Raw genomic sequence first — 12,025 nt, 5'->3', positions numbered from 1 at the left:
GCGCATTGATAAGACTTATTTTCGTTTTATATTTTAAGCAACAACTTTTTCATTATTAAAACCTCAACAAATAATAGGACAAATAATGTTTTTATTTAAAACGTTAGTGGCAAGTTTCGCGTGTGGGATCGTCTTAGCAGGTTGTAGTTCACCTGAGTCGGAAGGAGGTGCTTCTAGCAACGTCGAAGAAGTGGTCATTTATAGCAATGCCGACGAAGAAGCGGTCGAGGTCATCCAAGAGGTTTTAGACGAAGCAGGCTATGAAGGTCAGTATGTCTTTCAGTCTTTTGGGACAGGGGAGTTGGGTGGGCGTTTGCTGGCAGAAGGCGATAATACAGAGGCTGATATGGTGACGATGAGCTCGTTCTACTTAGAAAGCGCCCAAGCCAAGCATCCTATGTTTAAAGAATTGACCTTTGACGTTGACCCGCAAGTGGCGGTCCCAAATTACTATGCACCAATACTGGGCTTTACGGGCGCTATTATTTTAAACACAAAAGAGATGGCGGCGCAAAATCTGCCCAGACCAACCAGTGCCAAGGATTTGGCAAACCCGATCTACAAAAATAAAATTGCGATGGTGGATCCTAATGGCTCATCGACAGGTTGGCTCTTTATTCAAGACGTCACCGCTACTTATGGAATGGGCGCTGAAGGGCAGAAAATTATGAACGATATCCGCACCAATGCGGGTCCAAACTTGGAGTTGTCAGGCTCAGGTCCGATCAAAAAAGTGATGGCAGGTGAGGTGCCGATTGGTTTTGGCTTGCGTCATCAAGCAATCGCAAACAAAGCACAAGGCTTGCCCATTGATTATGTTGACCCAAGTGAAGGAAATTATACGCTAACGGAATCGGTAGCCGTTATTGATAAAGGCGAGAACACCAATCCAAATGCGATGAAAATGGCTGAAATCATTGTTAAAAATGCGCGTCCAAAATTATTAACGATATACCCAAATGTGATTTATGACGGTGAAACAGTCGCTCCTGACAATCAAATAAAAAACAGTAAAACGTACGGCGAGCCACTGACGGCTGAGCTGCTAGACAAGCACAGAGCGTTTTTCCATGGACAAACTGAACCGTAAATGAATCCATAAAAACCGTGATGAGTAGTCATTGTTCAAATGCACTATTTCATTGGCTAGTGAAATCCTTAAAACATGGATTGAGCCGCTAAAACATAAATTGAGTATCATTTGTAATCAATCATAAAGAAGAAAAAAGCTATGATAGGGACAAGTAAATTATCAAATAAACAGTATGATGTGGTCGTCGTTGGGGGCGGTATCGTTGGTCTTGCCAGCGCTTATGCTGCCGTAAAAAAAGGGCTGAAAGTGGCGCTGGTAGAGCGTGAAGCACAGAATAAAGATGCCTCGATTCGTAACTTTGGCTTTGTGACGGTTAGTGGTCAGCGTAGCGGTGAACATTGGCAACGTGCCATGCACTCACGCAATATCTGGGCGGATATCGCGCCAAAAGCCGGTATCAAGGTTGAGCATACCGGTCTGCACATGCTGGTTCAGCGCCCTGAAGCGATGAGCGTTGCCGAAGCATTTTTGAAGAATGAAATGGGCGAGTCCTGTCGCTTATTGAGCCAATCAGAAATACAGGAGCAGACGCCTTATCTTAGAACAGGTTTGGGCGTTTTATATAGCCCGCACGAGCTGAGAGTCGAGTCAAATACCGCGATTGGCAAATTGGCGGACTGGTTAGCACAAGTGCATGGCGTGGATTTTTATAACAAAACCACGGTTCAGGTGGTTGACTTGCCCACTGTTCATACCAGTCGAGGGACATTACATACGGCGCATTGTGTGATCTGTCCTGGGGCAGATTTACAGGGCTTATATCCTGATATTTTAGCGCAGTCTGATGCCAAACTCTGTACCCTCAATATGATGCGCGTGATGCCAAGGCAAGCGTTCAAACTAAATGCTGCTGTCATGTCAGATCTGAGTTTTGCTCGTTATGATGGGTTTGCCCAGCTACCAGAAGCCCGTGCGCTTATCAGCTTACTAGATGACACCCAAGCTGCTGAACGCAAGGCTGGCGTACACTTAATCGTTGTTCAATCAGCGGATGGCTCACTTATCATTGGTGACAGTCATGATTACTGTGATAAAGAGCTGCCCTTTAGAGACACTTATCAAGATAACTTAATCATCAACGAGTTCAAAAAAGTCATGGATATCGGTGAGGTAGACATCACTCAGCACTGGTTAGGGGTCTATCCAAGTGCCGACAATGTCGTGTTTAAAGCATCACCAGAATCAGGAGTTGCCATCGGTACCATCACAAGCGGCACAGGCGCATCAACGGGATTTGCCTTTGGTGAAGAGTTAATTAATTTAGTATTGGAGTCAAAATAATGAATACAGATATTCATCGTATCAAAGCGCCATTCGACGCGATCAAACTGTGTGTCTTTGATATGGCAGGCACGACCGTCAATGAAAACAATTTGGTTTATAAGACCGTATGTGATGCGATCAATCACACCCTACAACAGGTTGGTCAAACAGACATTCAGGTTAATCTAGAGGTGTGTTTAGAGTTTGGGGCTGGCAAAGAAAAGCGACAAGCCATTAGCGATATACTCAATGAAGTATGCAAAAATGACAATACCGCGACCGCTGATAGTGAAAAATGGACGGATGCTGCCTTTAATACGTTTAAATCCGCGTTGGCATCAGCCTATACCAAGGACACGGTAGCAACCTTCGATGGTATGCTAGACTTTTTCAATCAGTTAAAGCAGTCAGGTAGAAAAGTCGTGCTAAATACCGGCTACGATATTCAGACTGCCAATAAGATATTGACCCTTTTAGGATGGTCAGTGGGTCGTGATATTGATGCTTTGATTACAGCGGATGATGTGCACAATGGTCGTCCTGCACCAGATATGATTACCCTTGCTATGGACAAGTTTGGGGTTGAGCATTCGCAACAGGTACTGAAAGCAGGGGACAGCGGTATCGATATCGAAGAAGGCAGAAACGCCCATTGTGGTCTATGTGTTGGGGTGCTTACTGGTGCTCAAACCCATGTGCAACTGGAGAAATATTCACCAGATGTCGTGCTTGAGCAGCTCACGGATTTAGCGGCATTGATCTAGAGTATGTCCTCAATTTAATTGAGGCATCTATATGGGCTAAAAATGGCTAGATTAAGACATGGGCTACTTTAATGGCGCATTTCAGAAGGAGAGAAATCATTAGATGGTTTCTCTCCTTCTGCTTTTATAGAAGTAACGATAAACATAAGGACAGGCAGGCTTATCAATTTTCAAACAGCCTAATATGTGGAATATTTGTCTTAAAACTTTAGCCCGCGCTAATGCTGCTCTAATGCTTTTAGACCTGCTTTGGCGATGTGTACATCTTCGCTGCCATGTGCGCCGCCCACCCCGATACCACCGACTACGATACCATCGATATAAATGGGTACGCCGCCATCTAAGATAAGGATGTTTTCATCCAGATAGCGTAGGTCTTCAGGAATCGTGCCGTCTTTGATGCCTTTTGCGATGACCGCCGTTTCTCTTTTTTGTGAGTTTGCGGTATAGGCTTTTTTATAACTGGCACGCACGGTATGCACGCCAGCGCGGTGATCTCTGAGCACTGCTAAGGTTTGTCCAGAGGCATCAACGACGGTCACAGATACCATCAAATTGTTGTTTTTGGCTTCTAATGCAGCGGCATTCACCATGTTTTGTGCCATCTCGCCAGTCAATAATGGAATGGTTGCCATCTCTGCTCCTTGAGTTATTACGTTTGGTTTAATTGCTTGAACTTGATACTGTGAGTGTGAGGTGTTGGCACACGCGGAGATGGACAACAGTGAAGTTGCAAGCGCGGCATAGATAACGAGTTTTTTCATAATCAATCCTTTCATAGTTAATCCTTGAGGTTGTTTTGAATATCGCATGACGTGACTCAATACGCCTTAATCAAAGCTTAGACAAGCTAATTGCCTGATGATAACTTGCTGGGGCAAACTTGATGGTGACAAACAGCATACCGATAAGGCTGATCAATAGCATCCACCAAACCGCTTGAAAACTGCCAATCGACTCGCGTAGCACACCTGCGATATAAGGCGCGATGGCGGTAATAATAAAGCCAATGCCTTGGACAAATGCTGCCAGTGCCCCAGCGAGTTTGGGTTTTGACAAATGATCTAACGCGACGGTCAGTGTCAATGAAAAGCAGGCACCAAGACCACAGCCAATCAAGGCAATCCACAAGATGAGCAAAGCTGTCGGCATGGTAATCAAACCTATAAATCCAGCGATTTGTATGCCTACGGCAAAAAACAACCAAGGTCGGCGGTCGAGACGATGAGCGGACAACATTGGAATAACCAGAGCACCAACGACCTGAAAAATCGTCATGATACCGATCAGCTCGCCACTATTTTGCGCGCTCCAGCCCAAAGTCTGCGCATAGCTTGGCAACCATGCAATCATACAAGCATATCCGGCGTTTGCCAGACCAAAATAACTTGCCAATAGCCAAGCACGGCGATTGCCAAAAAAGTTGATTTTTACCCCATCGTCTCGATTTTCTATCTGCTCAGAGGGGCGCCGCCACCACAGCACGAGGGCACAAACTGGCACTATCAGCCAAATACCCAAACCGGATTGCCAACTGCCGTAATGTTGAGCGACTACCGGACTCAAGATAGCGGCAACCCCGCCACCAGTCATCAGTGCAGCAGAGTAAACGCCCATAGCAAGTGGTACACGCGCAGGATACCAACGCTTAACTACACCAGGTGCCATTGCTTGCACGATGGCGATACCCGTGCCGCCTACTAAGGCACTGGCAATTAGCGTCCCTCCAGTATCTAACCACAAGCGCCATAAACCCGCTAAGGCAATCGAAAACAGACCGCCTGTGATCCACGCGCTTTCACTAAATCGTCGCCCAATCCAAGGCAACAGTAGCGGAAATATACCCATACACAGCATCGGCAGCACCACCAATAAAGAGGCGGCTTGCAAACCCATACCTGTGCTTAGGCGAATCTCTGTCAGCAACGGACCAGTAGAAGTGATCGTTGGGCGCAGCGTCATCGCCAACCCAGCAATCACCAGCATAGGAAACAACAAGGTCAGTATCGACGAACGCGCCGTGGAGGAGATATGATCGGTACTCATGAATAATATAAAATCCGTATTAAGAAAGGCAGTACCAAAAAATCACCGCCTGAGTCGCCAAAAAAGCCGACGTCACTATATGCCGAACGTCGACTTTTTCAATAAGTGCTACTTTTAAAAACCGCTGATTAAACTGCTATTTAATGCATCATTTAAAAAGGTTTGAACGGTAGGAACTTACCATCTAGAGTAATCACTGCGCGGTCACCACCTTCAGGATCAGCCACTTTTTTGATATCCATTTTGAAATTAATGGCACTGATGATACCATCACCAAATTGCTCATGAACCAAGGCTTTTAGCGTGGTGCCATATACCTGCATCATCTCATAAAAACGGTAAATTGTCGGGTCAGTAGGAATCTCACTACCAACGCTGCCTCGTGATGGAATGCATTGTAGTAACGCGATGGCGTCCTCATCAAGTCCTAAAGTTTCACCAACTTTTTGGGCGGCATCAGCAGGTAGCGGATGCTGACCTAGTAAAGCGGCAGTGACAAAGACATCACTCAAGCCTGTTCCTGAAGCGATTTGCTCAAAGGAGAGATTTTTTGCCGCTTTGGCAGCAATGATGGTATCCGTTAATGTTTGGCGTGCGGTGTTGCTCACTTGAGACTGAATCATAATAATACCTTTTAAGATTGTTAGTGGTTATTGGGCTAATGACTCTTGCGAATCATAGGGGTTAATTAGGTTTGTGCTGGTTTATTAATATCGGTAATAACTTGTCATGACACGCTAAACGGCGACTGCAAGTGGCGATATCGGATAAGCGCGAACCTCAGTGTGCGTGGCCAATGAGACAAATTCATTGGTCACGCCATCTAAGGCATCGATATCACCGGACTCGATATCGTAAACCCAGCCATGTAGTGCCAAACGATTTTCTCTTAGCGCCAAACGTATCGAAGGATGGGTTTTGATATTTTCGATTTGAGCGATGACATTTTCACGAACCATAGAGGCGACCCGCTCGCTATCACTGTCATGTTCACGGGCTTCATTGACCACCCGTGCTGAGTCAGCGTAGCGTAGCCAGCTGCCTACCGCTGGCATATGATCCATGCAGGTGCAATTAGCAATGGCGGTCATTGCGCCGCAGTCTGAGTGCCCGCAAATCACCACATCCGTGACTTTTAAAGCGGTAACGGCGTACTCAACTGACGCCGATACACCACCAGGCTCAGGACCATAAGAAGGCACAATGTTGCCCGCATTGCGAATCACAAACAGACCACCGGGTTCGTGTTGAGTAACAAGCTCGGGCACTAAGCGGCTGTCTGAACAAGAAATAAACAGCGTGCGCGGGTTTTGTTTGGTCGCCAAATTTTTGAATAAATCGGCGCGCTTAGGATAGGCGTCACTGTGAAATTTTAGAAAACCTTCAATAATATCTTTCATCGCGTTGGTCTCTGTGTAGTTGATGAAAGGAATGATACGCCGCTATCGTTATAAGGTAAAATACTAGTATATTATGATGTCGATAATAATTACTTATGAGAAAACCTTGATCAATCCCTAATCCACACGAGATGACCCATGATTCTTCGGCACATTAAGTATTTCTTGGCAGTGGCAGAGCACCAAAGCTTTACCCAAGCAGCAGCGTCTTTGTACGTGTCACAGCCGGCGTTATCACAGCAGATTAAACAGTTGGAAGAAGGTCTAGGCGCGACTTTATTTGATCGCTCTGGTCGCCGTGTCACATTGACCGATGCCGGTGACGTCTATGCGCGCTATGCCCATAGAGCCTTGCAGGATTTGGAGGAAGGACGGCGCGCCATTCACGATGTGCAGGATCTCAGTCGCGGTGCGTTGCGGATTGCGATTACGCCTACCTTTACCACGTATTTGCTTGGACCTTTAATCAAAGCATTTCATACTCGTTATCCGAGCCTCACGCTAAGCGTGCAGGAGATGTCACAGGAGCAGATGGAAAAGCAAATACTCGATGATGAGTTTGATGTGGGTATTGCTTTTGAAGATGTGCAGTCTGCCGATATCGATACACAAACCTTGCTGATAGAGACGCTCGCACTGGTTGTTAGTAAACATCACCCTCTTGCCAAGCAAGCGGCGATTGATTTGCCAACGCTAAACGCGCAGTCACTGGTATTGCTGAGCCGCGAATTTGCCACGCGCGAACAGATTGAGCATTATTGTCGCCAGCATGACATTGCGCCAAACGTACTGATGGAGGCAAATTCGCTCAGCGCAGTGATCGAAATGGTTCGCCATACCCAACTGACCACCTTATTACCTTCCAACATCGCTCATAATTATGATGAGCTGGTGGCGATTACCTTAGCGCCGTCTTTGCTCCAGCGTACAGCGGTATTACTACAACGAAAAGGCGCGTATCAGAGCGCTGCTACCAAGGCGTTTGTTGCGTTGGCACATGAGGTTTGTTCGAACACGGTTGAATCCAATGCACTGTTTTTCAAATAGAATAAACTTAAAAAACGAACGGTCACGATAAGATAGGCAAAAGGTCAATGACGCAAACCTTAATTCACTACTTTTTTCACTTCGGCATGCCTTTAATAGTTGCCTATGTGTTTTTCCGCAATGATTATAAAAAGGTTTATCTGATACTGCTCGCCACTATGTTGGTTGATTTGGATCATCTGCTAGCAACGCCTATTTTCTCGCCCAATCGCTGTAGTATTAACTTTCACCCGCTGCACAGTTATTATGCAATGGCAGTATATGTGGCTATGTTAGTGCTGCCTAAGCCATATAGAGTCATAGGTTTGGGCTTACTGTTGCATATGCTGACGGATCTGAATGACTGCGTTATGACGTATGTCCAAATCCCCCAAGCGTTGGATGATGCGCCAGCTCGTGAGCTGGTAATCTGGTTTGCAAATAGGTTTAAGTAGTATTTTTTAACTTTCCATCGGCTGCTCATTAATTCCGTATTTATTATGGGAACCTTATATTTTCTAAAAAATCGGATTATTTACTGAGGATTTAGTTCTGCACTAAATCTAAATTCCGTATTCAGATAATAAATATAGACAAAAAAAGCCTCACTTATTAATAGTGAGGCTTTTTTATTGAGTGGCTAGTTTAGTACTCTATACGGCAATAACTATTTAGCAACCGCTTTAAAATTCGCTACTTGGTTCGCATTGGTAATGGTCAAGACAGGCACGTTATTGGCATTTTTGCTCATGCTATATTTACCATTTACGGTTGCTAGTGCGGCACTATCAAAGCTGGCTTGTGGGGCAGGGCAAGCCATTCTTGTGCTTCTTACTGGACCCAAGGTTACCTCGCCATTTACTACCTTATATTCAGCACTCATATTGTTACAAGTATTCATCAAAGTAACGATATTGCTCCCATTCGCCGTCACAAAATCGAGGGTTAATGGTTCGGCTGGATTAAAGAATAATGGAGTAATGGTCTCGCCCTTGGTGTTTTTGGCATCCACGAGTTGCCAATGATAGGCTTGTAATGCATCCGAGGTAATAGGCTGGGTAACGGGTGCACTTGGCGTAGATGTGGTTTGACAACCTGCTGCCAATGTTCCCACTGCTAAAACGCTTACCATCATTATCTTGGTCATATTTTTCATATAAAGTCCTTTATTGCTTCAATTATTGTATAGAAATATTTATCTCAAAATTATTGTGCTTGCTGCCCCAATAACTGACATGAGACACTAGCAGATGCAGGCATTATTACAAAGCAATGATAGCGATACAAGCGCAAGTAACCATTCAAATACCAAATTGTTTTTATGTTGATATAGTTGGTTCAATATAATTTGGATACAAGGAAGGCAAGCGAAAGTACTACAAATAGTAGACTAAGCGAGCCTGACACCGTATCTGATTTATATAGGATTGACTATAAATCTTTAGCACGGCTCATTGCTATTAGGCGATCACATCATTACGTTGAGATAGCAGATGGTTTGCTGGAATAGGAAACACATTGTCATAAATCCAGTTATAAACAAAAGCATGTACCAAGTAAAAAGTAGCCATCGTAATATCCATGATAAAGGCTTGCCAGAGGCTGATGCCTAAGTGCCACGCAATTATTGGTAGGAATAATAACAGTAGACCACCTTCAAATAAAAACGCGTGCAACATCCGTAGTGGAACCGTCTTATGTACATTGCCGCGTAGCTTCAGCATGCTGTGGTCAAATAACAGGTTATAAAAGTAGTTCCACAACGTCGCGATAATCGAAGCAGCCACGGCGATAAGGCCTATCGACTGAATATCAAAGCCAAATAACCAGCTTGCCAACGGTACAAATATAATTAAACCTATTATCTCAAAACCCAAGGTATGACGAATACGATCTTTCACGGTGCGCATGAAGCTTCCTAGTTGAATCAGTTATTTTCGCGCCTATTGTATCTGTTAAACTATTATAACCAAGTTGGAACCTATAGGATTTTTAGATAGATGAGCCTTTCATTAGAGCAACTGCAAGCCTTTGTCGCCACGGTAGAGACCGGTTCTTTCTCAGCCGCCGCCCGTTATCTAGGCAAGGCGCAGTCTGCTATTAGCACGGCGGTATCAAATTTAGAAATTGATTTGGACAACAGCTTATTTGTCCGCAGTGGACGCTATCCAGTCCTGACGCCAGCTGGAGAGCGCTTGCTGGTAGAGGCGCGAGTGATACTAGAGCGTTGTGAGCATTTTCGCGGGGTGGCCAAAAGTCTGGGCGAAGGAGTAGAGAGTCGATTGGTACTGGCGGTTGATGAGCTGTACCCCGAAGCAACGTTGGGCGGCTTGATGGAAGAGTTTTCGCGCCGATTTCCTAGTGTGGAGCTGGAACTATTGTTTCCGCTGATGGAAGATGTCAGCCGCTTGGTGTTAGAAGATCGCGCCGATTTAGGCATTATGTGGCGTCAAGAGATACTACCTTCAGCGCTGAATTTTCATGGGCTTGGTTGGGTGTCGATGAAAATGGTGTGCGCGCCGAACCATGAGCTAGCTCATCAGCCAGTGGGGTGGGAGGAGTTGAAACGCTATCGGCAATTGATGGTGGCAACACGTAACCATAGCGAAGAAAAAGCGCGATTGCGAATAGCATCTGATGTCTGGTGGGTCGAGAGCCAGTGGGTCATTGTTGAGCTGGTACAGCGTAATTTAGGCTGGGCATTCGTGCCTGAACATGTGGTAGCCAGTGCTCTGGATAATGGTTTTTTAGTCGAGCCAATATTGGACTTTAACGATCATGATTGGCCAGTGGCTTTAGAAATCGTATGGCACAAGCAGCGTCCTCTAGGTAAGGCAGCTGCTTGGTTGAAGTCGGCTGCGATTACGCTAAATAAGTAATATTAAGCGGTCAATAATAGCGAGTTTTAAAGGGTCGTCCATTTATTGCGGGTGTACTATCTATAAAGTTCATAATTTGCCGATAGATTTTAATAGTCTATAAGTTTGAGTAGGTTATAAATTTAAACGGTTTTTAATATATAAGCGCTTTAGTGATCAAGTTATACTCTGCTTCAATCCAAATTATGTTTTTAACTTAAGTATTCGATACCGCTGAGCGACAGCAGTTGTCGCCCGCTTTAATTAGACGCTTTATTTTTCTCGATTTTTATATTATAGTTACTGAGTTAGGATGTTATTTAGTCAGGAAAACAGCAACATAGAGTTAACCTTCGAGGCGCAACGCTTCACCCTATAACTTCGCTATTGCTGTTAAATATCAACACTCTGACTGGCATTAATCATTATTTTTCTAATCAACTAAACCCAAGCTACTCATAAATTATAGCTGTCATATCAATGATGGCACAGATTTCGTATTGTTAAAAATAAGTTTAAATAACTTCTAAAATAATCATTGAAACACTCATTTTACTTTTTAACGTTGCTCTAAAAGCGGCGGACACGCTCGTCTGACTTAAATTTGATCTGAAAATTAAAAAAAATTAAAAATACTACAAGCTACTGATATTCAAAATAAATTAAAAAATAAGGACAATATTATGATAAACACAACTAACACTTTTGAGCAAAAACGTATCGATAATTTAAATTGGTCAAGTGGATCAAAACTGCCTAAATCCATTCAAGATAAGGTACAAACTAAACCAAAGATACCGTTGTTTTATCTGCATAACGAGTCTATCAATAACTATGAAGATGATATCTACTTTGTGAATAATAGCGATGAGACATTGAGCTTTGTTGCTCCCTATGAGCTGATGAAGAGAGATCCAGATTGCTCTGAGGTAGTGGTTGCTGCCGAACCAAGTGAACGTGACATATCCCTCACTTATACCGATGTCTTGCCCAAGCAAGGCGTGAGAATTGATCGTCAACATATCATCTATGATAGTGATTATCTCAATCAAATTATTGTCTATACCATGAGTCGTGCCAGCAAGGAGATGTGGGGAATATGGCGTTTGAATGTGTGCGAAAAAGGCATGTTTTCGTCTTGTCCATTGCTATGGGAAGGTGGCGCCAAACCCTTATCTGTTGTGAGTGCAGACAAACGAAATGATCTTAAAGATCGTCCTATTTTACCTTGCGTATTGCCCATACGTCAGCAGTTATACCAGCAATGGACGGAACATTATGACCACGCGAGTGCAAGCTTAATGAGGTCTATCACCGATATCATCTATCGTTATGACTTTGGTATTGTGGGATGTTATTACAATGATACTTGGGATGAGTACAGCAGTGAGGCGGAGCAGATTGCTAACATGCTGATTAAGGAGGGTGCTGATAGCGCCGATGAGGTTCTCGCGATGATGACTAGGGTCTATGACGTGTCATTTGGTGCTGGATATACGAGGATTCCTATGGATGTCGCTGAGCGCATTTATGGTCTATGGTTGAATTATAAAAGTAATGCTAATAAATAAAAGA

At 44.2% G+C, this 12,025-nt stretch carries 13 protein-coding genes; 7 read left to right on the top strand and 6 right to left on the bottom strand.

Going from position 1 to position 12,025, the window contains the following annotated elements; genetic code table 11:
- The first annotated feature begins 85 nt into the window (after positions 1 to 85).
- From AK822_RS08825 to AK822_RS08815, 3 genes are all read left to right on the top strand, one after another.
- Positions 86 to 1,090: an ABC transporter substrate-binding protein gene (locus AK822_RS08825; protein ID WP_060491363.1), complete on the top strand. Its 1,005-nt coding sequence runs from the start codon at positions 86 to 88 to the stop codon at positions 1,088 to 1,090.
- A gap of 141 nt (positions 1,091 to 1,231) precedes the next feature.
- Positions 1,232 to 2,374: a TIGR03364 family FAD-dependent oxidoreductase gene (locus AK822_RS08820; RefSeq protein ID WP_060491362.1), complete on the top strand. Its 1,143-nt coding sequence runs from the start codon at positions 1,232 to 1,234 to the stop codon at positions 2,372 to 2,374.
- A complete protein-coding gene (locus AK822_RS08815) occupies positions 2,374 to 3,120 on the top strand; it encodes an HAD family hydrolase (RefSeq protein ID WP_060491361.1) in 747 nt (248 codons plus the stop codon). The genes AK822_RS08820 and AK822_RS08815 overlap by 1 nt, the downstream gene beginning before the upstream one ends.
- 218 nt (positions 3,121 to 3,338) lie before the next feature.
- On the opposite strand, the gene AK822_RS08810 is transcribed toward AK822_RS08815, so the two are convergent.
- The 4 genes from AK822_RS08810 to AK822_RS08795 form a co-directional block, all read right to left on the bottom strand.
- Positions 3,339 to 3,899, bottom strand: coding sequence for a GlcG/HbpS family heme-binding protein (locus tag AK822_RS08810; protein ID WP_228139002.1), 561 nt, complete (start codon positions 3,897 to 3,899; stop codon positions 3,339 to 3,341).
- A 55-nt stretch (positions 3,900 to 3,954) separates the two neighbouring features.
- Positions 3,955 to 5,166, bottom strand: a complete 1,212-nt coding sequence (locus AK822_RS08805; protein ID WP_060491360.1) for a CynX/NimT family MFS transporter — start codon at positions 5,164 to 5,166, stop codon at positions 3,955 to 3,957.
- A gap of 152 nt (positions 5,167 to 5,318) precedes the next feature.
- Positions 5,319 to 5,789, bottom strand: a complete 471-nt coding sequence (gene cynS, locus AK822_RS08800) for a cyanase (protein ID WP_060491359.1) — start codon at positions 5,787 to 5,789, stop codon at positions 5,319 to 5,321.
- A gap of 114 nt (positions 5,790 to 5,903) precedes the next feature.
- Entirely contained in the window at positions 5,904 to 6,566 is a 663-nt protein-coding gene (locus tag AK822_RS08795) for a carbonic anhydrase (RefSeq protein ID WP_060491358.1), read from the bottom strand.
- Between the two features lie 138 nt (positions 6,567 to 6,704).
- On the opposite strand from AK822_RS08795, the gene cynR reads away from it, so the two are divergent.
- On the top strand, positions 6,705 to 7,613 hold the full coding sequence (gene cynR, locus AK822_RS08790; protein WP_060491357.1) for a transcriptional regulator CynR: 909 nt from the start codon (positions 6,705 to 6,707) through the stop codon (positions 7,611 to 7,613).
- A gap of 47 nt (positions 7,614 to 7,660) precedes the next feature.
- On the top strand, positions 7,661 to 8,047 hold the full coding sequence (locus AK822_RS08785) for a DUF6122 family protein (protein WP_060491356.1): 387 nt from the start codon (positions 7,661 to 7,663) through the stop codon (positions 8,045 to 8,047).
- 212 nt (positions 8,048 to 8,259) lie between these two features.
- On the opposite strand, the gene AK822_RS08780 is transcribed toward AK822_RS08785, so the two are convergent.
- On the bottom strand, positions 8,260 to 8,748 hold the full coding sequence (locus AK822_RS08780) for an META domain-containing protein (protein WP_060491355.1): 489 nt from the start codon (positions 8,746 to 8,748) through the stop codon (positions 8,260 to 8,262).
- 304 nt (positions 8,749 to 9,052) lie between these two features.
- Positions 9,053 to 9,502 (bottom strand): PACE efflux transporter, encoded by a 450-nt coding sequence (locus tag AK822_RS08775; protein ID WP_060491354.1) that lies wholly within the window; start codon positions 9,500 to 9,502, stop codon positions 9,053 to 9,055.
- 90 nt (positions 9,503 to 9,592) lie between these two features.
- On the opposite strand from AK822_RS08775, the gene AK822_RS08770 reads away from it, so the two are divergent.
- Both AK822_RS08770 and AK822_RS08765 read left to right on the top strand, forming a co-directional pair.
- A complete protein-coding gene (locus AK822_RS08770; protein WP_060491353.1) occupies positions 9,593 to 10,471 on the top strand; it encodes a LysR family transcriptional regulator in 879 nt (292 codons plus the stop codon).
- A gap of 662 nt (positions 10,472 to 11,133) precedes the next feature.
- On the top strand, positions 11,134 to 12,021 hold the full coding sequence (locus tag AK822_RS08765) for a hypothetical protein (protein ID WP_060491352.1): 888 nt from the start codon (positions 11,134 to 11,136) through the stop codon (positions 12,019 to 12,021).
- The last annotated feature ends 4 nt before the right edge of the window (positions 12,022 to 12,025 follow it).

This window comes from Psychrobacter sp. P11F6, assembly GCF_001435295.1.
Taxonomy (GTDB): Bacteria; Pseudomonadota; Gammaproteobacteria; order Pseudomonadales; family Moraxellaceae; genus Psychrobacter.
The sequence above is the reverse complement of the archived record's forward strand: the minus strand, read 5'-3'. Positions and strand labels throughout refer to the sequence as shown.

Excerpts from the sequence above, each read along its gene's own strand:
- AK822_RS08825 (WP_060491363.1), top strand. The coding sequence starts at position 86 with ATGTTTTTATTTAAAACGTTAGTGGCAAGTTTCGCGTGTGGGATCGTC.
- AK822_RS08820 (WP_060491362.1), top strand. The coding sequence starts at position 1,232 with ATGATAGGGACAAGTAAATTATCAAATAAACAGTATGATGTGGTCGTC.
- AK822_RS08815 (WP_060491361.1), top strand. The coding sequence starts at position 2,374 with ATGAATACAGATATTCATCGTATCAAAGCGCCATTCGACGCGATCAAA.
- AK822_RS08810 (WP_228139002.1), bottom strand. The coding sequence starts at position 3,899 with ATGAAAGGATTGATTATGAAAAAACTCGTTATCTATGCCGCGCTTGCA.
- AK822_RS08805 (WP_060491360.1), bottom strand. The coding sequence starts at position 5,166 with ATGAGTACCGATCATATCTCCTCCACGGCGCGTTCGTCGATACTGACC.
- cynS (WP_060491359.1), bottom strand. The coding sequence starts at position 5,789 with ATGATTCAGTCTCAAGTGAGCAACACCGCACGCCAAACATTAACGGAT.
- AK822_RS08795 (WP_060491358.1), bottom strand. The coding sequence starts at position 6,566 with ATGAAAGATATTATTGAAGGTTTTCTAAAATTTCACAGTGACGCCTAT.
- cynR (WP_060491357.1), top strand. The coding sequence starts at position 6,705 with ATGATTCTTCGGCACATTAAGTATTTCTTGGCAGTGGCAGAGCACCAA.
- AK822_RS08785 (WP_060491356.1), top strand. The coding sequence starts at position 7,661 with ATGACGCAAACCTTAATTCACTACTTTTTTCACTTCGGCATGCCTTTA.
- AK822_RS08780 (WP_060491355.1), bottom strand. The coding sequence starts at position 8,748 with ATGAAAAATATGACCAAGATAATGATGGTAAGCGTTTTAGCAGTGGGA.
- AK822_RS08775 (WP_060491354.1), bottom strand. The coding sequence starts at position 9,502 with ATGCGCACCGTGAAAGATCGTATTCGTCATACCTTGGGTTTTGAGATA.
- AK822_RS08770 (WP_060491353.1), top strand. The coding sequence starts at position 9,593 with ATGAGCCTTTCATTAGAGCAACTGCAAGCCTTTGTCGCCACGGTAGAG.
- AK822_RS08765 (WP_060491352.1), top strand. The coding sequence starts at position 11,134 with ATGATAAACACAACTAACACTTTTGAGCAAAAACGTATCGATAATTTA.